The 25698-nt window shown below is 62.5% G+C and carries 17 protein-coding genes and 1 pseudogene; 11 read left to right on the forward strand and 7 right to left on the reverse strand.

Annotation, left to right across the window (positions count from 1 at the left end):
- Nucleotides 1-37 precede the first annotated feature (37 nt).
- Nucleotides 38-517, reverse strand: coding sequence for a DUF6163 family protein (locus tag AB7828_RS08465; RefSeq protein WP_089263845.1), 480 nt, complete (start codon nucleotides 515-517; stop codon nucleotides 38-40).
- Between the two features lie 230 nt (nucleotides 518-747).
- Here AB7828_RS08465 and hemB point away from each other — a divergent pair, with 230 nt between their 5' ends.
- The 3 genes from hemB (at nucleotide 748) to AB7828_RS08480 (ending at nucleotide 3393) form a co-directional block, all read left to right on the forward strand.
- Nucleotides 748-1809, forward strand: a complete 1062-nt coding sequence (gene hemB, locus AB7828_RS08470) for a porphobilinogen synthase (RefSeq protein WP_120292157.1) — start codon at nucleotides 748-750, stop codon at nucleotides 1807-1809.
- A 126-nt stretch (nucleotides 1810-1935) separates the two neighbouring features.
- Nucleotides 1936-2517, forward strand: a complete 582-nt coding sequence (locus AB7828_RS08475) for an RDD family protein (RefSeq protein ID WP_089263843.1) — start codon at nucleotides 1936-1938, stop codon at nucleotides 2515-2517.
- A gap of 99 nt (nucleotides 2518-2616) precedes the next feature.
- Nucleotides 2617-3393: an arginyltransferase gene (locus AB7828_RS08480; protein WP_089263842.1), complete on the forward strand. Its 777-nt coding sequence runs from the start codon at nucleotides 2617-2619 to the stop codon at nucleotides 3391-3393.
- Nucleotides 3394-3452: 59 nt separating this feature from the next.
- On the opposite strand, the pseudogene AB7828_RS08485 reads toward AB7828_RS08480, so the two are convergent.
- Nucleotides 3453-3939, reverse strand: a pseudogene (locus AB7828_RS08485) (divalent metal cation transporter); the annotation flags it as partial.
- Between the two features lie 335 nt (nucleotides 3940-4274).
- On the opposite strand from AB7828_RS08485, the gene AB7828_RS08490 reads away from it, so the two are divergent.
- Nucleotides 4275-7601, forward strand: a complete 3327-nt coding sequence (locus tag AB7828_RS08490) for an adenylate/guanylate cyclase domain-containing protein (protein WP_441229922.1) — start codon at nucleotides 4275-4277, stop codon at nucleotides 7599-7601.
- A gap of 19 nt (nucleotides 7602-7620) precedes the next feature.
- A complete protein-coding gene (locus AB7828_RS08495) occupies nucleotides 7621-8301 on the forward strand; it encodes a peroxiredoxin-like family protein (protein WP_441229923.1) in 681 nt (226 codons plus the stop codon).
- Nucleotides 8302-8649: 348 nt separating this feature from the next.
- Here the strand turns inward: AB7828_RS08495 and AB7828_RS08500 are convergent, their stop codons facing one another.
- Nucleotides 8650-10044 carry an Nramp family divalent metal transporter gene (locus AB7828_RS08500; protein ID WP_184517646.1) on the reverse strand — a complete coding sequence of 465 codons (1395 nt, stop codon included), beginning with the start codon at nucleotides 10042-10044 and terminating at the stop codon, nucleotides 8650-8652.
- Nucleotides 10045-10198: 154 nt separating this feature from the next.
- Here AB7828_RS08500 and AB7828_RS08505 point away from each other — a divergent pair, with 154 nt between their 5' ends.
- From AB7828_RS08505 to AB7828_RS08525, 5 genes are all read left to right on the forward strand, one after another.
- Nucleotides 10199-11458: an MFS transporter gene (locus tag AB7828_RS08505; RefSeq protein ID WP_120292146.1), complete on the forward strand. Its 1260-nt coding sequence runs from the start codon at nucleotides 10199-10201 to the stop codon at nucleotides 11456-11458.
- Nucleotides 11459-11656: 198 nt separating this feature from the next.
- A complete protein-coding gene (locus tag AB7828_RS08510) occupies nucleotides 11657-12790 on the forward strand; it encodes a TRAP transporter substrate-binding protein (RefSeq protein ID WP_089263837.1) in 1134 nt (377 codons plus the stop codon).
- Nucleotides 12791-12908: 118 nt separating this feature from the next.
- Complete coding sequence (locus AB7828_RS08515) at nucleotides 12909-13577, forward strand: TRAP transporter small permease subunit (protein WP_175368508.1); 669 nt, start codon at nucleotides 12909-12911, stop codon at nucleotides 13575-13577.
- Complete coding sequence (locus tag AB7828_RS08520; RefSeq protein WP_441229924.1) at nucleotides 13574-15433, forward strand: TRAP transporter large permease; 1860 nt, start codon at nucleotides 13574-13576, stop codon at nucleotides 15431-15433. Before AB7828_RS08515 ends, AB7828_RS08520 begins: the two co-directional genes overlap by 4 nt.
- 130 nt (nucleotides 15434-15563) lie before the next feature.
- Nucleotides 15564-16790, forward strand: coding sequence for a multidrug effflux MFS transporter (locus AB7828_RS08525; RefSeq protein ID WP_246297846.1), 1227 nt, complete (start codon nucleotides 15564-15566; stop codon nucleotides 16788-16790).
- Here AB7828_RS08525 and AB7828_RS08530 read toward each other — a convergent pair.
- Genes AB7828_RS08530 through AB7828_RS08540 form a run of 3 tightly spaced genes read right to left on the reverse strand, consistent with a single transcriptional unit; the run spans nucleotide 16787 to nucleotide 22413 of the window.
- Nucleotides 16787-18049 (reverse strand): adenylate/guanylate cyclase domain-containing protein, encoded by a 1263-nt coding sequence (locus tag AB7828_RS08530; protein ID WP_093761424.1) that lies wholly within the window; start codon nucleotides 18047-18049, stop codon nucleotides 16787-16789. The genes AB7828_RS08525 and AB7828_RS08530 overlap by 4 nt on opposite strands.
- A gap of 51 nt (nucleotides 18050-18100) precedes the next feature.
- Nucleotides 18101-21268: an efflux RND transporter permease subunit gene (locus AB7828_RS08535; protein WP_441229925.1), complete on the reverse strand. Its 3168-nt coding sequence runs from the start codon at nucleotides 21266-21268 to the stop codon at nucleotides 18101-18103.
- The gene (locus tag AB7828_RS08540; protein WP_420882336.1) at nucleotides 21265-22413 is read right to left on the reverse strand and encodes an efflux RND transporter periplasmic adaptor subunit; all 1149 of its coding nucleotides are present in this window, start codon (nucleotides 22411-22413) and stop codon (nucleotides 21265-21267) included. The genes AB7828_RS08535 and AB7828_RS08540 overlap by 4 nt, the downstream gene beginning before the upstream one ends.
- A 388-nt stretch (nucleotides 22414-22801) precedes the next feature.
- On the opposite strand from AB7828_RS08540, the gene AB7828_RS08545 reads away from it, so the two are divergent.
- Nucleotides 22802-24103 (forward strand): hemolysin family protein, encoded by a 1302-nt coding sequence (locus AB7828_RS08545; RefSeq protein WP_439058706.1) that lies wholly within the window; start codon nucleotides 22802-22804, stop codon nucleotides 24101-24103.
- Nucleotides 24104-24133: 30 nt separating this feature from the next.
- Here the strand turns inward: AB7828_RS08545 and AB7828_RS08550 are convergent, their stop codons facing one another.
- The gene (locus AB7828_RS08550) at nucleotides 24134-25594 is read right to left on the reverse strand and encodes an MmgE/PrpD family protein (protein WP_439058707.1); all 1461 of its coding nucleotides are present in this window, start codon (nucleotides 25592-25594) and stop codon (nucleotides 24134-24136) included.
- Between the last annotated feature and the right edge of the window lie 104 nt (nucleotides 25595-25698).

Below are 25698 nucleotides of genomic sequence, written 5' to 3' on the forward strand. Positions count from 1 at the left end.
AGGGCCTTCTGCGAGGCCTCTGCTTGACGTCCTGAGCCTATGGCGGCCGCTCGCGCGCCGCCATCCATGCCAGCGCAAGGTAGCCTGCGAGAAACGCAGCCTGGACGCCGACGATCAGGAGATTGCCGCCATAGATGGTCGGAAACATCAGCTCGATCACCGCCATGGACACCACGGTCGTCAGCCAGACGACGGCGCCCCATGGCGTCGCGAGCCAGAGGCCGACGGCGCTGACCAGCTCGATGACGGCGAAATAGACCGTGGCGGTCTGCCAGCCCATGGTCTGGACCTCGAAGGCGTCATCCTCGGTGCCGACAAAGCCGGTGACCTGCGCCCAGTGATAAAGGCCCTGCATCATCGAGACGACGGCCATCACGCGCAGGAACAGGACCAGGCGCCGGGTCCAGATGTTTTCGTCGGATTCGATGCGTCCGGACGAGATCGCCGCAACCGACATGGCATGGTCCCGCGACGTGGGGTCTCTCGACCCGAGGTCGCGCGGCATCTGCTCAGACATGCGAATGCGATCTCACGGGTGGGAACTGGACGTTTGGGCGACGGTTCAGGCGATTCATGGGGGCTTTTTGTGAGCCTTTGGGCCTGCAAAATCAATGACCCAGCCCGTCACATCACGCGCGCATGACGTGCATGATCGCGGTGACGCCGGGACATCAAGGTGCTAGACTTAGAACAGGTCGAATTTAAGGGGCTTTCGACCTCACGAAGGCCCGCGGGAGAGACGGTATTATGGCAATCAAGTTCGGGCGCCCCATCGAATTGCGCGATCACGCCCCCCGCCCGGCCACTTATGATGCCCCCTCCCTCGGCCTGACCACCCGCCCCCGCCGTAACCGCAAGTCCGAATGGGCTCGTAGGCTGGTGCGCGAGAACGTGCTGACCACCGACGACCTGATCTGGCCGCTTTTCGTGATCGACGGCGACAACCAGCGCGCGGCCATTGCCTCGATGCCTGGCGTGGAACGCCTCAGCGTCGATCAGGCGGTGCGCGATGCCGAGCGCGCCATGAAGCTGGACATCCCCTGCATCGCGCTGTTCCCCTATACCGACCCGTCCTTGCGCGACGAGATGGGCACCGAGGCCTGCAACGCCAACAATCTGGTTTGCCAGTCCGTGCGCGCCATCAAGAAGGAATTCCCCGATCTCGGCGTGCTCTGCGACGTGGCACTCGATCCGTTCACCAGCCACGGCCATGACGGGTTGATCCAGAACGGCAAGATCCTCAACGACGAGACCGTGGCCGTGCTGGTCCAGCAGGCGCTGGTCCAGGCCGAAGCCGGCTGCGATATCATTGCGCCATCGGACATGATGGACGGCCGTGTCGGTGCGATCCGCGAGGCGCTTGACGAAGCGGGATTCCTCGACGTGCAGATCATGGCCTATGCCGCGAAATATGCCTCGGCCTTCTACGGCCCGTTCCGCGACGCCATTGGCTCGGCCAAGACGCTAACCGGCGACAAGCGTACCTATCAGATGGATAGCGCCAATTCCGACGAGGCGCTGCGCGAGGTCGAACTCGATCTCGCCGAAGGCGCCGACATGGTCATGGTCAAGCCTGGCATGCCCTATCTGGATATTGTGCGCCGCGTGAAGGACACGTTCGCGGTTCCGACCTTCGCCTATCAGGTGTCCGGCGAATACGCGATGATCATGGCCGCCGCGAACAACGGCTGGATCGACGGCGACCGCGCCATCATGGAAAGTCTGCTCGGCTTCAAGCGCGCCGGCGCCGATGGCGTGCTGACCTATTTCGCGCCGCATGCCGCGGAACGCATCAAGGCTGCGCGCTGAGCGCATCCGCGCTCAAGCCTCGCCTGATTTACGTCATGGACAGTCTGTAACGATTCCGCGCACTTGTTGCGCGGTCTGGTGATATCCATGTGATGGACCGTGAGGATGCAAACGGAGGGATGCGTCATGTCTGATACCGGCCCGAATGCTGGCGGCCCCAATAACGGAAGCTGGCAGGGTGACACCTGGCGCAGTGCCGGTACCCCGCCCCGCGCCCATGCCTTCGACCCCTATGCGCAGCCGGATTTGTTCCGCGGCGTGTTGATGCGGCGCGTCGTCGCCTTCCTGATCGATCTCGTGGTGCTGTCGATTCCGATCGTGCTGGCGTGGGTGTTCATTCTTCTGTTTGGCGTCGTCACCCTCGGCCTCGGCTGGGCGCTGTTCTGGCTGATCTCGCCGGCGACGGTGATCTGGCCGGTCGTCTATTACGGCATGTCGCTGGGCGGGCCGCATTCGGCCACCGTTGGCATGCGGATGATGGACCTGCAGATGCGCACCTTCAGCGGCACGCCGGGCTACTTCGTTCTTGGCGCCGCACACGCGGTCTTGTTCTGGGCCTCGGTGTCGCTACTCACGCCGCTGGTGCTGGTGGTCGGCCTGCTCAACGGCCGCCGTCAGTTGCTGCACGACCTCGTGCTGGGAACCGTGGTGGTGAATAATTCCGTGGTCCGCGCCGCTTACGCCCAGCCGCCCGGCCGCGCCTACTAACAGCCGCGATTGACGCCAACTTGGCCGGGCAAAGCGATTGACCGTTTGCCCGGCCGGCGCGATGCTACGCCAAACTGCTTCGGAGACCGACGGCAACCCGTGACCCAGCACTCCCGCGACACTCCGCAATTCTACCTCACGGCGCCGTCGCCCTGCCCCTACTTGCCGGGCCGGCACGAACGGAAAGTTTTCACCCATCTGGTCGGCGACAAGGCCGGCGATCTCAACGACCTGCTCACCCATGGCGGCTTCCGGCGCAGCCAGTCGATCGCCTATCGCCCGGCCTGCGACCAGTGCCGCGCCTGCGTCTCCGTCCGGGTCATCGCCAATGAGTTCAAGCCGTCGCGCAACTTCCGCAAGATCCAGGCACGCAATGCCGACGTGATCGGCGAGCAGCGCAGCGCGGTGCCGACCTCCGAACAGTATTCCGTATTCCGCGCCTATCTCGACCAGCGCCATCGCCATGGCGGCATGGCCGACATGACCGTGCTCGACTACGCCATGATGGTGGAAGACAGCCACGTCGAAACCCGCATCATCGAATATCGCCGCCGCGGCCCCGATACAGGCATCACCGGACGCGGCGAGGACCTGCTCGCAGTCGCGCTGACCGACGTGCTGAGCGATGGGCTGTCGATGGTCTATTCGTTCTTCGAACCTGGTGAGGAAAGCCGCTCGCTCGGCACCTTCATGATCCTCGACCACATCGCCCGCGCCAGGCGGCTCGGCCTGCCTTACGTCTATCTCGGCTACTGGATCGAAGGCTCCAAGAAGATGGACTACAAGGGCCGCTACTTGCCGCAGCAGCGGCTGGCGCCCTCGGGCTGGTTGCGCGTGGACGCGACTGGCGAGACGATGCCCGAACCGCAGGATTAGCTGGCCCGGCTGACGATCCGCCTTCGGCATCATCCGCCACCGTCCTGGATTCCAGGTCTTCAGCCGAAAAAAGTGTCGTAAAGCAGCTTGCAGTTCAGGATCACGATGATGCCGGCGATGATCCATGCCACCGTGGCGACCGACCGCGAAATCACGAAGTCACCCATTTTTCGCCGATCCGAGACAAACCGCACCAGCGGGATGACCGCAAACGGCAGCTGCATTGACCTGACTGAAGACGAGGAGTTGTCCGGTGCCGCGTTCGCCATAGAGCGCGGTGACGACCACGACCGGGACGATCGCGATGCCACGGGTCACGAGCCGGCGCGCCCAGTTCGGCAGGCGCAGCCGGAGAAAGCCTTCCATCACGATCTGGCCGGCCAGCGTCACCGTCACCGTCGAGTTGAGACCGGATGCCAGCAGTGCGATCGCGAAAAGCGTCGATGCGATACCGAGGCCTAGCAACGGCGACAACAACTCGTAAGCCTGACCGATCTCGGCCACATCGGCATGACCTGACGTATGGAAGGACACCGCGGCATCGACGGAGTGCCGTCTGCAATCGTCGAAACTGGTCGATCCGATCGTCACGCGCCACATTGCTCTGGCGATGTCGCGTCATGGAAGCCTGACGCTGGCATGTCGGACTGTCATGGAGCTCATGCGGGAGATCGCGAAATCCAGCGCTGCGGGACTACGCCGCGCGTAGTCGAGGCCCGATCAGCGGCATCGGTGATCCCGGTCGCGCATGCGGCTGGCAGGGCCGCAGTCATGGCTTGCTCTTCCGGCGCCACAAGCCCATTGTTACCAGGGATCCAGGGCCTGTTCGACGAGGTCCAGGATTAGATCGTGCCATCGCGGCTTCCGCGAGGTCTTGATCCATGAACTGCTCGTGTTGCGGTTTCGAGGTTCAGAGCGGCTTTGCGTTCTGCCCAAAATGCGGCGCGAAGCAGCCGGACCCATGCCCCAGTTGCGGCTACGCGTGCGCACCGGATTTTGCGTATTGCCCGAAATGCGGCGCCCGCGTCGATCACGCCCCCAAGGCCGGCAACCAGCGGGAGCCGTCATCGCCAACAATTCCGGCGACGGTCACGACTGGCGCCCGTTCACCGGCGCTGATGCTTGTCGAGCCCGAGCGCGCACCCCGGCGGACGCTCCATAAGGTCGACAGCGAAGCTAACCGCCGCACCATCACGGTGCTGTTTGCCGACCTCAGCGGCTTCACCACGATGAGCGAACGGCTCGACCCGGAAGTCGTGCAGGCGTTTCAGAACGAATTATTCGAGGAACTGACCGCAGCGGTGCAAAATTTCGGCGGCTTCGTAGACAAATTCATTGGCGATGCGCTACTCGCTCTGTTTGGTGCGCCGGCCGCGCACGAGGACGATCCTGAGCGGGCACTCCGCGCGGCCCTCGACATGATCAAGCGGACGGCGTGCTTGAGCGAACGTTCGAAGATATCCGCCGGATCGCCGCTCATGCTTCATATCGGAATCAACACCGGGCACGTGGTTGCGGGTGGATTGGGCGCAGGCGTTGCCAAGTCCTATTCAGTGACCGGCGACACGGTGAATACCGCTCAACGCTTGCAGTCGATGGCCCCCCCGGGCGACGTGCTGGTGGGACCGCTGACCTACCGCCTCACCCGGCATGCATTCTCGTATGAATCTCTCGGCGACGTTGCGCTGCGCGGCAAGGCAGGCAGCGTCCTGGTCCATCGTTTGAGGGGCCCGCTCGAGACACCGCGTGCGGCACGCGGACTCGAGATACTGGGCCTGAGCGCGCCGCTGATCGGGCGCGACGCGGAGATGGCCCGTATGATGGGGTGCCTTGACCTGGCGTGTAACGGAGCTGCCCAGCTGATGCGGCTGGTTGGCGAAGCCGGCATCGGAAAATCGCGCCTGGTGGATGAATTCGCTACCCGCACTCGCGATGAGGATCGCTTCGCAGGCGTGGCGATCCGGCGGGCCGCTTGCTCGCCGCTGGGCGAGCAATCCTACGGTACTCTTGCCGCAGTGCTGCGTAGCGCCTACGGCATCGCGCACAAGGCTTCGGCGGCAGAGGCGCAAGCCAAGCTAGCCGAAGCGTTGTCGGGGCTTGGCATGGCGGCCGAAGAGGTCGAGCGGCTGATGCCCCTCTATTTCTATGTTCTTGGTCTCGGCGACCCCGACGACGCCCTGCAGCACGTTGAACCGGAACAGCTTCGACGGCAGATTTTTTTCGCGATCCGCACCGTCTTCGAACGGCGTCTGGCCCTATCGCCCCTCCTGATCATTGTCGAGGACCTGCACTGGGCCGACGCCGTATCGCTTGAGGCGCTGCGGTTCGTAATGGATCGGCTGGAGCGCGGGCGGCTGATGCTATTGTTCACACACCGGCCGACACTTGAAATGGACCAGCTCGACTCAAGTCGAATTAGCCATACAACACTGCGGCTGGCACCCCTTGGCATCGCCGACGGACAAAAGCTGCTCGCGGCGTTCTTCGGTGACGGTTGGAATGGATCATCCGGCAATCTGTTCAATCGAATTCTTGAACGCGCGAGCGGGAATCCGCTGTTCGTTGAAGAAATCATACGCGGTCTCATCGAAGCTGGCATTTTGGAACGTGACGGCTCGCATTGGCAGATCAAGTCAGATGAAGCAGCCGCTGACATCCCGGCGAGCATTCAGGCACTGCTGCTCGCGCGAGTGGACCGACTGCCACACGGCGTGCGCAGGTTGGCTCAGGAGGCAGCGGTCATCGGGCCGCGCTTTGATGCGGCCCTTCTCGGTGCCACAGCGACCGACTCTGCGAAAGTAGAGGCAGGGCTTGAACTGCTATGCGACGCCGAGATCATCGAGGAGATCGCGGGCGCAAACTCGATTTCGCTGCAATCCTATCGTTTCACGCAAACCATGCTTCAGGATGTGATCTACCAAAACCTCCTTCTGCAACGGCGCATTGAGATGCATGGGCGGATCGGTGCTGCCCTGGAGCGGCTGTGCGGAGATGATCCGGAGCGGCTCGAAGACCTCTCCCTACTGGGACATCATTTCAGCCTCAGCGCGAGCAAGCCGAAGGGTGCACATTACCTGAGCGCGGCCGGCGATCGCGCACGCGCGATCTATGCCAACGACGACGCCATCCGCCTCTATCAGCAGGCCCTCGCCGTCTTGTTGACCGCTGGCGATCAAGGACCGGAACGGCTTGTGCTATACGAACGAATTGCCGACCTGTGTGGAGCGGCGGGCCGGCGTGACACGGCCGACGAACATTACCAGACGGTATTGGAGGCCCACCGCGCGGCCGGGGACCGCGCCGCCGGAGCGCGGATACTTCGCAAGCTTGGCCGTTTGATGTGGGATGCCGGCAAACGAAACGGGGCGGAGGCGCATTACGCCGAGGCGGCTGCGTTGCTCGAAGGAACGGACGCGCCGATCGAGTGGGCGCACCTGTTACAGGAGCGCGGCCACCTCGCGTTTCGCATCGGCGATCATGCTGCGGCCGCGAGATGGGCAGACGATGCGCTTGGCTACGCTCAATCCGTGCCGCCGGAGGTAGACAAGCAAGCCGGACTAGAAGCGGCTCGCGCCACCGCGGAGGCGCTCAATACCAAGGGGGTTGCATTGGCGCGGCTGGGCCGAAGCCAGGAGGCCGTTCGCGAGGTGGAGCGAAGCGTCGCAGTTGCCGAAGCCGCCGGCCTTCTCAGCGCAGCCTGCCGCGGCTACACCAATCTTGGCGTGCTCTACACGATGGTCGATCCGGCGCAAGCCATGGAAGTATGCCGGCGCGGTCTTGATGTCGCCCGCCGGATCGGCGATCTCGGTTTTCAGGCGCGTCTCCTTGTCAATCTCGCTGTCGCCTGTTGCACCTTCACGGACAGGTGTGCCGACGAAGGCGTGCCGGCGGCCGAAAAGGCGATCGAACTCGACCGTGCGCTTGATCAGCGCGAACATCTCGCTGTGCCATTGATTGTGCTCGGGCAAATTCATCAATGCCATGGCCAGCCGGAACTTGCCGCCCGCTGCTACAATGAAGCAATTGAGGTGGCGCAGGAAACGGGCGAACCCCAGCAGCTCTTTCCATGCTATGATGGTCTCGCGACGCTGAACCTCGATCGAGGCGACATGCCTGAGGCCGAGCGGTATTTTGCTCTGGCGCACGATGTCTGCGCCCGGCACGGGCTTGATCCCGAAGCGCTGGTCGTACTGCCATTTCTTGATTAGCAAGTAGAGGAGGTTGACCATGTCTGAACATCATGTCGATGGGTTACTCCACGCGGGCGACCGCGCACCGAACATTGTGCTGGATGCGATCACACGTGACGGCAAGATCGCGCTTGACGACTTTCGCGGCCACAGCCCAGTACTGGTCGGCTTGTTTCGAGGCCTGCACTGCCCGTTCTGCCGGCGCCATCTCGCGGCCCAGGCGCAACTTGACCCGGCCCTGCGCGAGAAAGGCGTCGAGAGTCTCGTGGTGGTCAACACGCCTATCGACCGTGCGCGGCTCTATTTCCGGTATCATCCCTTGCCCAATCTGCTCGCCGCGTCCGACCCCGAGCGCGTCTCGCACCGCGCGTTTGGCTTGCCCAATCTCGAGTTCACGGAGAGCGAAACCGAATGGCCGCGCAAGCTGGGTATGAACGCCGTCATGAGCATGCGGATGGACATGCCGGGCGAACTGCCTGAGCCGATGAACCCGATGGCGGCGGCCGATCTTCTCAACACGAAGGACGGCTACGAAATAACCGAAGCCGACGAGCACATGCTGACAACCGGCCAGGGTCAGCTCTTTGGCCAATTTCTGCTTGACCGGGAGGGCATCGTACGTTGGAGCTTTACCGAAGTTCCTGAGGGGGGCAATCGCATGTTCGGGGCTCCCACTCCGCGAGAGCTGATGTCAGCGGCTTCCGAGGTTGCAGGCTAAGGCATTTCGCTCAACGTCGCCTTGGAGGCCGATTCACTCAGCCTGCAAACGCATATTGTCGCCGAAGGAAGCATCTACGCTTTGCTGGGACCCTATGCAATCGCCGCGGCATCGAAGGATGTGCCGTCTGCAATCGTCGAAACTGGTCGATTCGGTCGTCACGCGCCACATTGCTCAGGCGATGTCGCGTCACGGAAGCCTGACGCTGGCATGCCGGACTGTCATGGAGCTCACGCGGGAGATCGCGAAATCCAGCGCGGCAGGATTACGTCGCACATGGCCACAAAGGCCAGTCCCCTTCACCAAAGTCTGGTGGCATCATCTGCAGCTGCCTTAAATTTCAAGGCTTCAGCCGAAAAAGGTGTCGTAAAGCAGCTTGCAGTTCAGGATCACAATGATGCCGGCGATGATCCATGCCGCCGTGGCGACCGACCGCGAAATTACGAAGTCACCCATCTTTCGCCGATCCGAGACAAACCGCACCAGCGGGATGATCGCAAATGGCAGCTGCATCGACAGGATGACCTGACTGAAGACGAGGAGTTGTCCGGTGCCGCGTTCGCCATAGAGCGCAGTGACGACCACGACCGGAACGATCGCGATGCCGCGCGTCACGAGCCGGCGCGCCCAGTTCGGCAGACGCAGCCGGAGAAAGCCCTCCATCACGATCTGGCCGGCCAGCGTTGCCGTTACCGTCGAGTTGAGGCCGGATGCCAGCAGTGCGATCGCGAAAAGCGTCGATGCGATGCCGAGGCCTAGCAACGGCGACAACAACTCGTAAGCCTGACCGATCTCGGCCACATCGGCATGACCGCTGGTATGGAAGGACGCCGCCGCGACGATGAGGATCGCCGCATTGATGAACAGCGCCAGCATCAGCGCGATGGTGCTGTCCGCCGTCGCCCACTTGATCGCGTCGCGGCGGCCTGCATCGGTGCGCGGATAGTCACGGGTCTGCACGATCGATGAATGCAGATAGAGGTTATGCGGCATCACGGTTGCGCCGATAATGCCGATCGCAATGTAGAGCATTTCGGGATTGGTCACGATCGCGGTGGAGGGCAGGAAGCCGCTCAGCACTGCAGCCACGGGCGGCGCCGCGGCGACAATCTGAACCGTGAAACAGACCGCGATGACGATGAGCAGCGCGATCACGAAAGCTTCCAGAAAACGGAAACCCTTGTTCATCAGCAACAGCAACAAAAAGGCATCCAGCGCGGTGATGAGCGCGCCCCCGATCAGCGGAATGCCGAACAGTAGCTGCAGCGCAATCGCGGTACCGATCACTTCCGCCAGATCGCAGGCGATGATCGCCGTCTCACAGGCGAGCCACAGCATGATGTTGACCGGGCGGGAAAAGCTGTCGCGGCAGGCCTGCGCCAGGTCGCGGTCGGTGACGATGCCCAGACGCGCGGCCAATGCCTGCAGCAGGATCGCCATCACGTTCGACAGCAGGATCACCGAGAGCAGCGTGTAGCCGAATTTCGAGCCACCTGCGAGATCGGTCGCCCAGTTGCCGGGGTCCATGTAGCCGACTGAGACCATGTAACCCGGTCCGGCGAACGCCAGCAGCCGCCGAAACCAGTGGCCGCCGATCGGAACCGGAATCGACGAATTGACCTCCGAGAGGCTGCGGCGGAAATCCCCGCCAAGGCCGGAGCGCCAGCCGGCCGCGTCTGGAACGCTGCCGGGGATTGGAGACGTTGACGAATCGGGCGAGGTTTTCGGCGAAAGTGCATCCATCAGAGCTGCATAGAGCAATCCCTCCCTTGTTGCAACTCATTTGCAACTGCATCTAGCCGGTTGGTGGGCACTCCCTGTCACGGTGTGCGCTCAGTAATCGGGTGGCTGCGTACTCGTCCGGACCCCATGGTGGCTGTCACAGACAGGAATCGCCATGTCCCGCACGCCGACTGACCGACTGCCACCAACCTTCAACCGCCTCGCCTGGTCGAACCTCGCGGCGCAGTCGGCCGAGCAGATCGCGCTGGCGGCCGCGCCTATCGTCGCGGTGCTGTTGCTCGGCGTCGGTGAAGGCCAGACCGGATTGCTGCAGACCGCGCTGACCCTGCCCTTCGTGCTGTTCGCCATTCCCGCCGGTCTGCTCGCCGACCGGATGTCGCGCCGCACGCTGATGGCCGGAGCTGAGGCGCTGCGTGCGATCGCGCTGTTGCTGACGCTGGGGCTGATCTGGTTCGGCGCGCTGACGATGACGCTGCTCGCTTTGCTCGGCTTCGTCGCGGTGTGCGGCACCGTGGTCTACAGCGTCGCCGCGCCGTCGCTTGTGCCATCGCTGGTCGTACCGCAATTGCTCGGCGCGGCGAATACGCGGATCGAACTCGCGCGCACCGTGGCTTTTGCGAGCGGTCCTGCCGTCGGCGGCGCGCTCGTCGGCTTCACTGGCGCCGCGCCTGCTTTCGGCTTTGCCGCCGCGCTGTCGGTCATCGCTGTCGCGTTGCTATCGGGCATCCACGAGCCCCCGCGCACAACCATTCAACAACGCAACCCGGTGCAGGATATCGCCGAAGGCCTGTCCTTCGTCTGTTATCATCAGTATTTGCGGCCGGTCTTCATCACACAATTCATCTTCAGCGCCGCGTCCTTCATGGTGCTGGCGGTGTTCGTGCCTTACGCGGTTCGCCATCTCGGTCTCTCCGCCTCCGGCGTCGGCGTGACACTCGCGATGTATGGCGTCGGCATGGTGATCGGCGCACTGCTGGCAACACGTGTGATGAGACGGTTGCCGTTCGGCACCGTGATCGCGCTTGGCCCCGTCACCGGCTTCGTTGCCTCCGTCATGATGGCACTGACCACATGGATCCCCTCGCCGGCTTTGGCGGGCCTGAGCTTCTTCCTGCTCGGCGTCGGTCCGATCCTGTGGGTGATCTCCACCGCGACGTTGCGACAGTCGGTAACGCCGCCGAGCCTGCTCGGACGCGTGTCCGCGATCAACATCCTGAGTTACGGCGCCCGTCCGATCGGAACCGGGATAGCGGCCGTTGTCGGCGGGCTCTATCACGCGGAGGCGTGCCTCTACCTCGCCGTCGCGGGTTTCGCCTGGCAGGCCGTGGTGATCCTGACTTCGCCCGCAGTGACGCTGGAACGGCAGCCGGACATGGTCGGCGATGTGACCGGATGCGTTCCGACGAAAGTCTAACAGGCTTGGTGTAGTTCATCTGTAGTTCGCACTCGCTCATGATCTCCCCGCACCGCAGCACGGATAGTTAGTGTAGTTACGCCGCGTCGAAGCGTCGCAGCAAAGCGAACTTTCTTGCCAAAGCGGCAAGCAAGCCTTTGTCTTGTCATCAATCAACAAGGTCAGTCCGCAAAAGGACGACCATTCGGGGAGAACACAATGGCTTCATCCAAGGACAGGACTCCGTCTCGGCGCCGTTTTCTGAAGGTCGCCACCGCCGGTGCCGCTGCAAGCGTCGTCGCACCGGCAATCGCCCAGGCGCAGGGCCCGATCAGCATGCGCTGGCAGAGCACCTGGCCGGCCAAGGACATCTTCCACGAATACGCGCTCGACTACGCCAAGAAGGTCAACGACATGACCGGTGGCGACCTGAAGATCGAGGTGCTTCCGGCTGGCGCCGTAGTCCCGGCCTTCGGCCTGCTCGATGCGGTCTCCAAAGGCACGCTCGACGGCGGCCACGGCGTGATGGTCTATCACTACGGCAAGCAGACCGCGCTGGCGCTGTGGGGCTCTGGCCCGGCCTATGCGATGGATGCCAACATGCTGCTGGCCTGGCACAAATTTGGCGGCGGCAAGGAGCTTCTGGCAAAGCTCTATGCATCGATCAACGCCAATGTCGTGTCACTTCCCTACGGACCGATGCCGACCCAGCCACTCGGCTGGTTCAAAAAGCCGGTGACCAAGGCCGATGATCTCAAGGGTGTGAAATTCCGCACCGTCGGCATCTCCATCGACGTGTTTACCGGCCTTGGTGCAGCAGTGAACGCATTGCCCGGCGGCGAAATCGTCTCGGCGATGGATCGCGGCCTGCTCGATGCGGCCGAGTTCAACAACGCTTCGTCGGACCGCATCCTTGGATTCCCCGACGTATCCAAGACCTGCATGCTGCAGAGCTATCACCAGAATGCCGAACAGTTCGAAATCCTGTTCAACAAAACCAAATATGACGCCCTGCCCGAGAAGCTGCGGGCGATCATCGCGGGCGCCGCCGATGCGGCCGGTCAGGAAATGTCCTGGAAGGCCATCGACCGCTATTCGCAGGACTACGCGGAAATGCAGAGCAAGGACAAGGTCAAGTTCTACAAGACACCTGACTCGATCCTGCAGAAGCAGCTTGAGGTCTATGACGAGGTCGTCGCCAAGAAATCGGCCGAGAATCCCCTGTTCAAGGAAATCTCCGAGTCCCAGCAGGCCTTCGCCAAGCGCGCCACGCAGTGGGAGCAGGACACGGTCGTGAATCGCCGCATGGCCTATAACCATTACTTCGGCCCGAACGCGAAGAAGAAGACCTGACGCCATCAGGCGCAGATATCCCGCATCATCCGGGACTTTCTCCCGGATGATGCTTCGTTGTTGCCTGATATCGCCGATCTTCACCTGCCCACATGTCCTGTAGACTGGCCTCCATGAAATGACCGCCGAGCGTTTCCTGCAATCCATCGACGGTATCAGTACATTCGCCGGCAAGGCCGCGGCCTGGCTCATTTTGGGATTGATGGGCCTCGTCTGCGCCGAAGTGTTCAAGCGCTATATGCTGAACATGCCGACGGCATGGATCTTCGACGCGTCGAACATGCTCTATGGCACGCTATTCATGCTGTGCGGCGCCTATACGCTGGCGCAGAATGGCCATGTCCGTGGCGACTTCCTATACAGCTCGATGCGGCCGCGCACGCAGGCCTCGCTCGATCTCGTTCTCTACATCGTGTTCTTCCTGCCCGGCATCGCCGCGCTGGTCTATGCCGGCTGGGACTATGCGGGCGACAGCTGGCGCATCCGCGAGCATTCCAACGTCACGGCGGACGGACCGCCCGTCTATCATTTCAAGGCGATGATCCCGCTAGCCGGCGCGTTGCTGTTGTTGCAGGGCATGGCTGAAATCATCCGCGCCGCGATTTGCCTGAAGACAGGGGTGTGGCCGAGCCGGCTCAAGGACGTGTCCGAAATCGATGTCGTCGAGGAGCAGCTCGCGCATAGCGAACACGTCGATGATGACGTGCGTAGGAATGCCATCGCGCAGGCGCAAGAGATCGAGGAAAGCGCACGCCAGCGCGGCATGGGCGGGGAGACGCAAAAATGAGCGATCCTGCACTCGGCCTCCTGATGCTCGGCCTCATCGTTGTCGTGATCATGCTGGGCTTCCCCACGGCCTTCACGCTGATGGGCCTCGGCATGTTCTTCGGCTTTTTCGCCTATTACCGCGCAGGCGAATCCTGGGCCGACAACCACATCTTCGATCTGATGGTCCAGCGCACCTATGGCGCCATGACTAACGACGTCCTGATCTCCATCCCGCTCTTCGTGCTGATGGGCTATGTGATGGAACGCGGCGCGCTGGTCGACAAGATGTTCTATTCGATCCAGCTCGCCTTCCGCCGCGTCCCGGCCTCGCTGGCGGTGGCGACGCTGATCGTCTGCACTTTCTGGGGCATAGCATCCGGTCTGGTCGGCGCCGTCGTCGTACTGATGGGCGTGATCGCCTTCAATCCGATGCTGAAGGCCGGCTATGACGTCAAGCTGGCGTCCGGCGTGATCACGGCCGGCGGCACGCTGGGCATCCTGATCCCGCCATCGGTGATGATCATCGTCTATGCCGCCGTCGCCGGACAGTCTGTCGTGAAGCTCTATGCCGCTGCGATGTTTCCGGGCTTCTTTCTGGCCTTCCTCTATCTCGTCTACATCATCGGCTGGGCGCTCATTAACCCGAAGATCGCGCCGAAGCTGCCCGAGAGCGAAACACGCGTGCCCATCCGGCCATGGATCGCCGATCTGCAGCAAGCCTATTCGCACAAGATGCTGCCGGCTTTGCTGACGGCAGCCGTGGCGCCGTCGCGCGCGATGGCCCTGACCATGGATGGCGCACGGATCACCTATGCGACGATCCTGAAGAATCTCGGTTTTGCATTGGTGCCACTGATCCTGGCGCTGACCACGCTATGGGCCGCGTGGTGGTATGTCGTCATCCATCCGCAGCCCGACGCCCCCGCAGCCGCGATCATCGAGCGGGTTCAGTCCGGCGACGCCAGCACCGCCACACCTGAAGAAGAAAAACTGGAGGAGCTCGGCGCCGCCCAGTCCGGCTCGGCAAAAGAGAGTGAACCGGAAGTACTCCAGCAGATGGGCAATGCCGATCTGCAAAACAGTCCCACGAATGCGCCGGTCGATGCCGGACCGCCGCCGGAATTCTATACCTACTTCGCCTTCACGGCGGCCATCATCGCACTGATGCTGTTCTATTATTACTGGACCATGGGCGCCGCCCAGTTCGAGGTGCTGCGGCTGCTGACATCGTCCGTGATGCCGCTCGGCATCCTGACTGCCATCGTGCTGGCCGTGATCCTGCTCGGCATCACGACGGCAACGGAGTCCGCCGCCGTCGGCGCCGCCGGCGCGTTCCTGCTCGCCTTCCAGGCGCGCACGCTGGACTGGAAGCGCACCAAGGAAGCCGTGTTCCTGACCGCCAAGACCACATCCATGGTGTGCTGGCTGTTCGTCGGATCGGCGCTGTTCTCCGCGGTGTTCGCCATTCTCGGCGGACAGGCGCTGCTGGAGAGCTGGGTACTGTCGCTGAACCTGACGCCGGTCCAGTTCATGATCCTGTCGCAGGCGATCATCTTCATTCTCGGCTGGCCGCTGGAATGGACCGAGATCATCGTGATCTTCGTGCCGATCTTCCTGCCGATGCTGAAGCATTTCGGCATCGACCCGATCTTGTGGGGCGTGCTCGTCTTCGTCAACCTGCAGGCCGCCTTCCTGTCGCCGCCGGTCGCGATGTCCGCCTTCTATCTGAAAGGCGTCGCGCCATCGCATGTGACGCTGAACCAGATCTTCTCCGGCATGATGCCCTATATGCTCATCGTCATCATCTGCATGGTGCTGATGTATATCTGGCCCGGCCTGACGCTGTGGCTGCCGAATTACCTCTACGGAAACTGATCCATCAGCCTCGACCACCGCCGGGAACGCGGCGGTGGCACTCACGTCCTCCCGGAATACCGCATGACTGCCCTGCTCTTTGCAGCTCGCTTTATATGATGTACATCATTTATAAAATGAGGATCATCATATGACCGACCGCACGGCAGACGCCATGGCAGACACCCCGCCGCAGGAAGCATCCTCCACCGCACTGCAGATCGCGGTCCTCGCGGGGCTGGCCTCGATGGGTACCCTGGCGACCAACATTCTGCTGCCATCGCTGCCACAGATGGCGGTATCGTTGCAGGTAACGACGCCCGCGGTTACGGCATCGATCACCGTGTTTTTGCTGGTCTTCGCGCTTGGCCAATTGCTGGTCGGGCCGATCTCCGACCGTTACGGGCGTCGCATGCCGGTGCTGGCCGGTTTCGCTGTCTTCATCATCGGCAGTATCTGGTGTGGCGTCTCGACTGATCTTCCTTCGCTACTGGTTGGCCGCGCGATCCAGGCCGCCGGTGCCTGTTCGACCTCGGTTCTCTCGCGCGCCATCGCCCGCGACCTGTTCAGCGGCGCCGCGCTGGCACGCGCACTCACCTTGGTGATGATCGCGCAGGCCGCAGCCCCTGGTTTCTCCCCGCTGCTTGGTGGCGGACTCGATTATTTTTTCGGATGGCGTTCAGAATTTGTTTTCGTCGGCGCCTTCGCTGTGTTGTCGGCTCTCAGCTATGTCCTGGTGCTCGGCGAAACCCACAACACGACGCGCATCCCGCTCAATCCGCTCGCCGTCAGTACAACCTATCTCAAGCTTTCGGTGAACCGCCACTTCCTGATCCCGGCCGCCACGGTGGGCCTGATCATGGGTGGACTGTTCTCGATCTTCTCCGCAACACCTCGCATTCTCATAGAGGGCTACGGCTTCACACCGATTGCGCTCGGGCTGTTCTTTGCGGGCACCGTACTGGTTGTGTTCGGCTCCGGCATGCTGGCCGCGCGCCTCGCCCCCCGCTTCGGACTGGATCGGGCCATTCGCTACGGCTTGCTGATCGCGTTCATCGGCGGCATCGCGGTGTTCGCGACCGCCTACTTCCACGGCAACGTCGTCACCTTCATCGCCGCGACCTGTGTGTTCCTGCTGGGCATGGGCGTGGTCAATCCGCTCGGCACGGCGCAGGCGCTGTCGCCGTTCGGCACCCATGCCGGCGCCGCCTCGGCACTGCTCGGCTTCTGGCAGATGATGGGGGCCGCGATCGGCGTATCCCTGTCGGCCACGATCGTGCCGCAGGCCGCATTGGCGCTCGGCATCGTTCTCGGTGCAGCCTGCCTGATCGCTATCGTACTCTACGCCATGCGCCAGCCAACCACTGCGGTCAGCTAACGCGCCAGATAGCGCTCATAGCCGCCGCGCACGACCTCGTCGCTGTCGATCTCGGGATCCAGCGTGTAGAGATCCTGCGCGCGGCCGATACCGCGCAAGGCGTAGCGGCCCGTGGAGACCAGATATTTGCGGCCGGCCGCATCGAGCCCGGCCTGAAACGCGGACGAGGTCAACAGCGGCCGATCGACCGACGAACACATGGAAGCGATGCGGCTCACCTCGTTGACCGAGGGACCAACCACGGTGAAATCGAGCCGCTCGTCGCTGCCGATATTGCCGTAGAATACTTCGCCCTCATGCAGACCTACATAGGCAGTCGTGACCGGCCGGTTCGCGGCCAAACGTTTCGCATTCAGCTTGGCGATATTCTTGCGGAACTGATGTTCGGCGCGCAAGGCGTTGCGCTTCGCCTTCACCATGTCGTCGCCGGTGAACATCGCCAGAATGCCGTCGCCGATAAGTTTGAGCACGTCGCCGCCGACATCATGGATCGCAGCGATCGAGGCTTCGGCATAGTCATTCAAGAACGGGATGATCTCGTCCGGTCCGATCGCCTCGCTGATCCCCGTGGAGTTGCGCAGGTCGGAAAACCACAACACCGCATTGATACGCTCGGTGACGCCTCGCGCGATCTTGCCGCGCAGAACCTGTTCGGCGGCATCGCGGCCGAGATAGACGCGGCCAAGGGTGCGCGCGATCTCCATCTGGGCTCCCGACTTGATGGCGAGACCGAGCATCGGCACCAGTTCGCGCAGCGCCGACATCTGGCGCTCGTCGAACCCGTCTTCATGGCGCGTGGCCCAATAGGAATAGAGGCAATCCATCTGCCCCATCGAGCCAGCCTCGCCGAACTTGTGCAGGAACACGGCGCCGTGGCGGTGACCGCCTTCCTGCAAGCTGCTGACCATCGAGAAGCGGTCGGCGATCCCGGGCGCGTGCAGATCGAGCCGCAATTCGTCGTGCCCCTCTTCCAGCATGTGGAAGAACACCGATCGTCGCCAGTTCGCGGCGGCCTCGCCGATCTCGGTCGAACCGTATTCGAACACGTCGCTCTCGTTGCTGGCCGTGTCGTTCCAGCGGAAGCCACGGCCCTCGAAGATCGGATGCAGCGTGTCAATGAAGACGAGGCCACGGGATACATCGATACCGCCGGCACGGCAGCGCTCGCAGAAGCCGCGGATCAGGTCGTTTTCCGGAAGGCCGGTCAGACCCTCGCCGACCAGCCAGCTCATCAGTTCAATGCGTGCGGCAGTTTCCATGAGACACTTGTAGGATGGGTTGAGCTTTTGCGAAACCCATCCTGCGGCGCTTTAACCATGCGCGCCTTGCTCCTTGGCGTGGATCTCGACGGAGCCGGGGAACAGGCGCCGGATCAGGATGTAGAAGACGGGCGTGAAAACGAGGCCGAAGATCGTGACGCCGATCATGCCGAAGAACACCGCGACACCGACGGCCTGTCGCATCTCCGAGCCTGAGCCCGACGAGATCACAAGTGGCAGCACGCCGAGAATGAAGGCAAAGGACGTCATCAGAATCGGGCGGATACGCAAACGGCAGGCCTCGATCACGGCTTCGAGCTGATCGCGGCCTTCCTGCTCGATGTCGCGGGCAAACTCGACGATCAGGATCGCATTCTTTGCGGCCAAGCCGACCAGCACGACGAAACCGATCTGGGTGAGGATGTTGATGTCCTGCCCCATGATGCGCACACCGATGGTGGCCGCGAGCAGGCACATCGGCACGATCAGGATGATCGTGAACGGCAATGTCCAGCTGCCATATTGCGCGGCCAGCACCAGGAACACGAACAGCACGCAGATCGGGAAAATATAGAGACCGGCATTGGCGCCGGTCGATTGCTGATAGGACAGATCGGTCCACTCGAACGCGAAGCCGCTCGGCAGCGTGTCATCCGCGAGCTTTTTCATGGCCGTGAGCGCCGTCGCCGAACTGGTACCCGGCAGCGTGTCGCCGGAGATTTCAGACGACGGATACAGATTGTAACGCGCGACGCGGTCCGGGCCTGCCGTGTCGCTGAAGTTCACGACACTGCCGAGCATTACCATGTTGCCGGCGCTGTTGCGCGTCTGCAACCGCGCCAGATCGGCCGTTTCCTTGCGGAACGGATAATCGGCCTGCGCGGTGACGTGATAGGTGCGGCCGAGAATGTTGAAATCGTTGACATAGGTCGAGCCGAAATAGGTCTCGATCGCCTCGGTCACGTTCTGCATGGGCACGCCCAGCATCTGCGCCTTCTGGCGGTCGATATCGACGAACACCTGCGGCGTGTTGGCGGAGAACGGCGAGAACACCGACGTCAGGCCCGGCGCCCGGCGCGCGGCATTCACGAGCTCATCGGTCGCCGCGGCCAGCAGTTGCGGCCCCCTGCCCTGACGATCCTCGATCCGCATGGCGAAACCACCGCCGGTGCCGATACCCGGCACCGCGGGTGGCGGCAGCACGATGATGAAAGCGCCTTCGATCACCGAGAGGCGCTTGCGCAATTCAGCCGTGATGGCTCCCGCGCTCAGCCCCTTCTTGGCGCGCTCCTCCGGATTCTCGAACACCGGGAACATGGCGGCCGCATTGCCGGCCTGCGTGAAGGTCGCGCCGGACAGGCCGGCCAGCGCCGGCATCCGCGCGACACCGGGCGTATCCAGCACGATCCCTTCGATCTGTTTGACGATCGCCGTCGTGCGCGCCAGTGATGAGGCACCGGGCAATTGCGCAACGACGATGACATAGCCACGGTCCTGCGCCGGAATGAAGCCTTGCGGTGTGGCGTAGAGCAGCCAGCCAGCGGAGCCGATCAGGGCGACATACAGGATCAGCATCAGCGCCGAATGCTTAATGACAAAGCCCGCGAGGCCGCCATAGGCATGCGACAGGCGGTCGAAACCGCGATTGAACACGCCGGTGAACGCCGCCCATCCTCGTGCCAGAAAATTCCAGCTCGCCGGCGGCTTCTTCTCGTGATGCGGCTGCAGGATCAGCGATGCTAGTGCCGGCGACAGCGTCAGCGAACAGAAGCATGAGATCGCCGTTGCGACCGCTATCGTGATGGCGAATTGCTGGAAGAACTGCCCGGAGATGCCGCCGAGGAATGCCGTGGGCACGAACACCGCACACAGCACCAGCGCGATCGAGATCAGCGCGCCGCCGACCTCGTCCATGGTCAGCAGCGCCGCGTCGCGCCGGCTCATGCCGTCGCCGAGATGGCGCTCGACATTCTCCACCACCACGATGGCGTCGTCGACGACAATGCCGACCGCGAGCACAAGCCCGAACAGAGTAAGGTTGTTGATCGAGAAGCCCAGCGCGGCCATCACGGCGAATGTGCCGACCAGCGACACCGGAATGGCGATGATGGGAATGATCGCCGGTCGCCAGCCTTGCAGGAACACCAGCACGACGATGACCACCAGCACCATGGCTTCATAGATGGTCTTGATCAGCTCGGAGACCGACTGGGCGATGAATTCGGTCGGGTTGTAGCCGATATTGTAGTCCAGCCCCTTCGGGAAATCGGCCTTGAGCTTCTTCATCTCCTCTTCGATGTTCTTCGCGGTCGCCAGCGCGTTGGAACCCGGACGCTGATAGACCAGCATGGCCACCGCTTCCTTGCGCAGCAGGAAGCCGTTGGTCGTCGACGACAGCGCGCCTATCTCGACGCGCGCGACATCGCGGAGACGCACCAGACGGCCATCGTCGCCCGCTTTCAGCACGATGTCCTCGAACTGCCGCGGCTCCTTCAGACGACCGGTGAAGGTCAGGTTAGGCTGAAACGCGCGATCTGCAATCGGCGGCTCGGCGACCTGGCCGCCCGCAATCTGCAAATTCTGCGCGCGGATGGCAGTCAGCACGTCGCCTGCGGTCATGCCCAGCGTGGCAATCTTGTCAGGATCCAGCCACAGCCGCATCGAATAATCGCGCGCGCCGAAGATGGTAATGTCGCCAATGCCATCGAGGCGCAGGAGCGGATCGCGGACCTGACGCAGCGCGTAATTCGAAATGTAGAGCTGGTCGTAAGTGTCGTTAGGCGACAGCATGAACACGACCATCATCAGGTCGGGACTGTTCTTGCGGGTGACGACGCCGTTGCGCTGGACCTCCTCCGGCAGCCGCGGCTGCGCGATGGCCACGCGGTTCTGCACCAGCACCTGGGCTTTATCCAGATCGGTGCCGAGCTTGAAAGTCACGGTGATGTTGAGCTGGCCGTTCGAGGTGGCCTGGCTGTAGATATACAGCATGTCCTCGACGCCGTTGATCTCCTGCTCGATCGGCGTCGCGACGGTATCCGACACGGTCTGTGCCGATGCGCCGGGATATTGCGTGGTCACGACCACGGTCGGCGGCGCCACCTGCGGATATTCCGCAACCGGCAAGGTCGTGTAAGCAAGCGCACCGACGATCAGCAGCACGATGGAGAGCACCATCGCCAGGATGGGCCGGTTGACGGAGAGGCTGCCCAGATTCATGGCTTTGTGCCAGCTGCTGGTGCGGGCGTCGCGGCCGCCATCTTCGGCGCCACCTTGGCGCCCACACGGGCGCGCTGAATCCCGTCGACGATTACCCGATCGTCGGGTTTGAGCCCTTCCCTGATCACCCGCAATCCGCCATCCAGCGGACCAAGTGTCACAGGCCGCGCCTCCACCGTGTCATCGGCTTTCACCACCATCACGATCTTGCGTGACTGGTCGTTGGCGACCGCAGCATCAGGAATCAACAGCGCTTCATATTCGCCGCTGGCGATGACCCGGACCCGGGCGAACTGCCCCGGCAGGATGGAGAGGTCCTTGTTGTCGACAATAGCACGACCGCGCAGCGTGCCGGTGCCGACATCGAGCCGGTTATCGAGGAAATCCATCTTGCCCTCATGCGACGGCTTGGTTTCGCCGACCAGCGTGATCTGCACGGGATTGGGCGTATCGCGCGAGCTCGGCCGCTTGCCCTCAAACCACAGCTTGCTGTTGCGGACGTAAGTGGCTTCATCGGTGTCGAAATAGACGTAGATGGGGCTCAGCGACACGATCGAGGTCAGCAGCGTCGCGCCACTCTCGCTGCCTTGCACCAAATTGCCGACTGTCACGAGATGGCGGCTGACACGGCCGGCGATCGGCGCGACTACCTTGGTATATTCGACATTGAGTTGCGCTTGCTTCAGCGCACCTTCGGCCTGCAGCGTCGCGGCCTGCGCGGCCGCTATTGCCTGGCTACGTTGATCGACGATGTTTTCGGAGATCGCCTGGGTCTTGATCAACGTGGTGGCGCGTTCGAGCTCCTTCTCTGCCAGCACGACCTTGGCCTTGGCATCGTCGAGCTGGCCCTGCGCCTGCTCCGCTGCAGCCTGATACTGGCGCGGGTCGATTTCGTACAGCAGATCGCCGGCCTTGACGACGGCGCCGTCCGTGAAAGCAACCTTGGTAACGAAGCCGGTTACGCGGGCGCGGATCTGCACCTGTTCGATCGCATCGAAGCGGCCGGTGAATTCATCCCAATCGGTCGTGACCTTCTTGGTGGGATTGGCGACCGTGACCGGTGGCGGCGGAGGTGCAGCGGCCTCCTCCTTCTTGCCGCAGCCGGCGAGCAGGAGAAGAGCCACAACAGGCGCTGCGACCGACAAACACGACGCAAAGGCATTTCCAACGTCATATAATCGCGACAAACTGATTGAATGTTTCAAAACCAGACCCCCGCCACGACACGCGATATGGCGGTCATCATGCGCTATATCAATTCGACATCAAGCGAAATAATTGATGCCCGAATGGGCTGCTATCCTGCGGCCATTGTCTTGCCACATCCACGCGACGCCTCGCGTCATACCGACGTTATAATAACGTCCTGCTGCGGGACGTGCGCCTGCGCAAGGCGTCGGTTCGGGGGGAGCGACCTATGGGCGCACCGAGGAATTCAACCCGCCCGGCGGAGTGTCGCAACGCCACTTGCCACCATGGCGCGAGATAAGCGGATCGACTATAATACCTGCCCATCATCCAAAAGGATTGAGCGTGTTATCTCTCGAACTCGGGATCGTTGCGATCCTGATCGTCGTCAACGGTCTGCTGGCAATGTCGGAGCTGGCGATCGTATCCTCCCGTCCTGCCCGCCTCGCCGCTTTGGTTGAAAAAGGCGTGACAGGTTCACGCCGCGCACTGACGCTGGCCTCCGATCCCGGCAAGTTCCTCTCCACCGTACAAATCGGCATTACACTGATCGGTGTTTTGTCGGGCGCCTTCTCCGGTGCGACGCTGGGCCAGCGTCTCACCGTACTGTTGCTTGACCTTGGCGTATCAAAAGGTCTCGCCGATACGCTCGGCGTCGGCATCGTCGTATCGATCATTACTTACGCTTCGCTCATCATCGGCGAACTCGTGCCGAAGCAGATCGCACTGCGCGATCCCGAAGCCGTGGCCGTGCGCGTTGCGCCGGCCATGGTGTTGCTCGCAAAAATCTCACTGCCGCTGGTGTGGCTGCTTGACCGCTCCGGCAAGGCGATCCTGTTTCTACTTGGGCAGCGCGGTGAAGCCGAAGAGAAGGTCAGCGAAGACGAAATCCGCACGCTCGTGACTGAAGCGGAAACCGCCGGCGTGCTTGAGCCCGGCGAGAAGGAAATGATCGCAGGCGTGATGCGCCTCGGCGACCTACCCGTCGGTGCCGTCATGACGCCGCGCCATGAAGTGGCGATGATCGATCTTGCCGACCCCATCGAGACCATCCAGGCCGAACTCGCCGGCAGCTCGCATTCGCGCTTTGCGGTGTTCGATGGCGACGGCGATTCCGCCATCGGCATCGTGCAGGCCAAGGATCTGCTCGATGTGTATTTGAGCGGCAAGACGCCGGACATCCGCGCGCTGGTGCGCGAGGCTCCGGTCATTCCCGACACGGTCGATGCGCGCGACGTGGTGGCGATCCTGCGTGACTCGCCATTCCATATCGGCCTCGTGCATGATGAATACGGCGTGTTCCAGGGGGTGGTGACATCAGCGGATATTCTGGAGTCGATCGTCGGCGCCTTTCACACCGAGGAAGGCCCGGCCGAGGTCGCCTTCCACAAACGCGAGGACGGCTCCTACCTCATCTCCGGCTGGATGCCCGCGGTGGAGTTCGCCGCCCTGCTCGGCATCGACTTGCCCGCGCAGTCGCGCCCCTATCAGACCTTCGCCGGCTTCCTGCTGCAGGAATTCGGCAAGATTCCCGAGGTCGGCGACGAGATCATCTCGCATGCCTGGCGGTTCGAGGTCATGGACCTCGACGGCCGTCGCATCGACAAGGTGCTGGCGAGCCGCGTCAAGGAAGAAGCGCTAGGGTAAATTCATCCCAGCGCTCCATGTATCGGGACATCAGGCCGTGAAGAGCGGCCGCAGCGAGCGGATATCCTTGACCTTCTCCAGATTGTTGATCTGATCGATCAGCTTCTTCGCCTTTTTGGCCCCGAGAACCGGCGCGATCAAGTCACGGGCCTTTGCACTGACGGCTTCGGTGCTCAGCGGATTTTCCTTGGTGCCGGGCGGGAACTTGGTGAAGTGCTCCACCTTCTTGCCATCCATCATCTCCACCTCGACGATAGCGCCGCGCGGCGCGGCCGGATCCATCAGGGCCTTATCACCGACCACGGTTACCTTGGCGCGCTGCTCAAGGATCTTGGAATCCTTCATCAGCGCCTGGTCATGGCTGTCGACGAACGACACGGCACCCTTGACGAGCGCGACCGCCACCAGATGCGGGCAGTTGACGTCGGGCATCGCGCTGGTGCCGACGATCCCCGTCGCATCGGTCGGAATCTTGACAAGGATGCTCTTCACATTGCCCGGTGTCAGGCCATTCTGCTTGCGCAGGGTCAGGATCGCGTCGAGAGGCGACTGGATGGGATAGCCGACCGAGAATGTCTTGATCGCCGTTTCAGTGACGTAGAAGCGGCTGCCAAGACCGGCGAGCATCTCTTCCGGCTTCGGATCCGTGGACAGCGCAATGAACAAGTTATGCGTGCCATCGAGGACGTCATGAACGCCGGTCAAACCGGCCTGAACCATGGTCACGGCGGTCAGGCCGTTGCGGGCGCCCATGCCCGCGAAGTCGAAAGCCTTCTCGACGTGATCCTCGTCCTTCACCCAGCTCCACAGACCAGCCACCTGCTGCGAGGAATAGGAGATCGCATAACGCATACCCTTCTCGTCTAGCCGAGCCAGCGATGCGGCTGCACCGAGCGAGCCGAAGGTGGAACTCGTCCCTTCCGCGCTACGATGGCTGCCGCGCACGAGGTCAGGTCCGAGCGCCATCAACAGACGGCAAGTGAGATCATAGCCGAGCGTCACCGCGCGTATGAACTCGATGCCCGAACGGCCGCCTTCCTTCTCCGCCATGGCCAGCGCGGACGGCACGACAGCGCTTCCCGGATGCGCCTTGGTGACCGGCTCGAAATCATCGGTCTCGTCCGCATGCGCGCGCATGGCATTGGCCAGCGCGGCGTTGACGGCGGTAGTGCGGAAACTGGATCCGATCACCGACGCCTGCTGTTCGCCGCCGAGCCCCCGAACATATTTCAGGACCATCTCGCCCGGATGCATCCGCGCACCGGAGACCATCGCGCCGAACGTATCGAGGATGCGGTGTTTGCATTCCGTCATCACCACATCAGGAAGCGCCTTGTCGCGCGCCGAGACCATGTAGCGCGCAAGACGCCCGGTGACATCCGCATCCGCTGCTGCAGCCTTGCGAATGATGGACGGCGAAAGCGTTAATGCGGCGAGAGCACTGGCAGACTGGAGAACGCGACGGCGTGAAGGCGTACGACGCTGGGACATGTCATCCTTTAAGGAGTGTTGGCCGCAAGGCTCCCTGGAGGGATGCGGCGAGGTTTCTGCTCACAATACTGACGGCGTGACGATTGACGTACGTTCAGGCCACC

Origin of the sequence: Tardiphaga sp. 215_C5_N2_1 (assembly GCF_052076055.1) — a bacterium.
Classification (GTDB): Bacteria; Pseudomonadota; Alphaproteobacteria; order Rhizobiales; family Xanthobacteraceae; genus Tardiphaga; species Tardiphaga robiniae.

Coding starts and splice junctions, on each gene's coding strand:
- AB7828_RS08465 (WP_089263845.1), bottom strand. CDS start 517: ATGTCTGAGCAGATGCCGCGCGACCTCGGGTCGAGAGACCCCACGTCG.
- hemB (WP_120292157.1), top strand. CDS start 748: ATGGCAATCAAGTTCGGGCGCCCCATCGAATTGCGCGATCACGCCCCC.
- AB7828_RS08475 (WP_089263843.1), top strand. CDS start 1,936: ATGTCTGATACCGGCCCGAATGCTGGCGGCCCCAATAACGGAAGCTGG.
- AB7828_RS08490 (WP_441229922.1), top strand. CDS start 4,275: ATGAACTGCTCGTGTTGCGGTTTCGAGGTTCAGAGCGGCTTTGCGTTC.
- AB7828_RS08495 (WP_441229923.1), top strand. CDS start 7,621: ATGTCTGAACATCATGTCGATGGGTTACTCCACGCGGGCGACCGCGCA.
- AB7828_RS08500 (WP_184517646.1), bottom strand. CDS start 10,044: ATGGATGCACTTTCGCCGAAAACCTCGCCCGATTCGTCAACGTCTCCA.
- AB7828_RS08505 (WP_120292146.1), top strand. CDS start 10,199: ATGTCCCGCACGCCGACTGACCGACTGCCACCAACCTTCAACCGCCTC.
- AB7828_RS08510 (WP_089263837.1), top strand. CDS start 11,657: ATGGCTTCATCCAAGGACAGGACTCCGTCTCGGCGCCGTTTTCTGAAG.
- AB7828_RS08515 (WP_175368508.1), top strand. CDS start 12,909: ATGACCGCCGAGCGTTTCCTGCAATCCATCGACGGTATCAGTACATTC.
- AB7828_RS08520 (WP_441229924.1), top strand. CDS start 13,574: ATGAGCGATCCTGCACTCGGCCTCCTGATGCTCGGCCTCATCGTTGTC.
- AB7828_RS08525 (WP_246297846.1), top strand. CDS start 15,564: ATGACCGACCGCACGGCAGACGCCATGGCAGACACCCCGCCGCAGGAA.
- AB7828_RS08530 (WP_093761424.1), bottom strand. CDS start 18,049: ATGGAAACTGCCGCACGCATTGAACTGATGAGCTGGCTGGTCGGCGAG.
- AB7828_RS08535 (WP_441229925.1), bottom strand. CDS start 21,268: ATGAATCTGGGCAGCCTCTCCGTCAACCGGCCCATCCTGGCGATGGTG.
- AB7828_RS08550 (WP_439058707.1), bottom strand. CDS start 25,594: ATGTCCCAGCGTCGTACGCCTTCACGCCGTCGCGTTCTCCAGTCTGCC.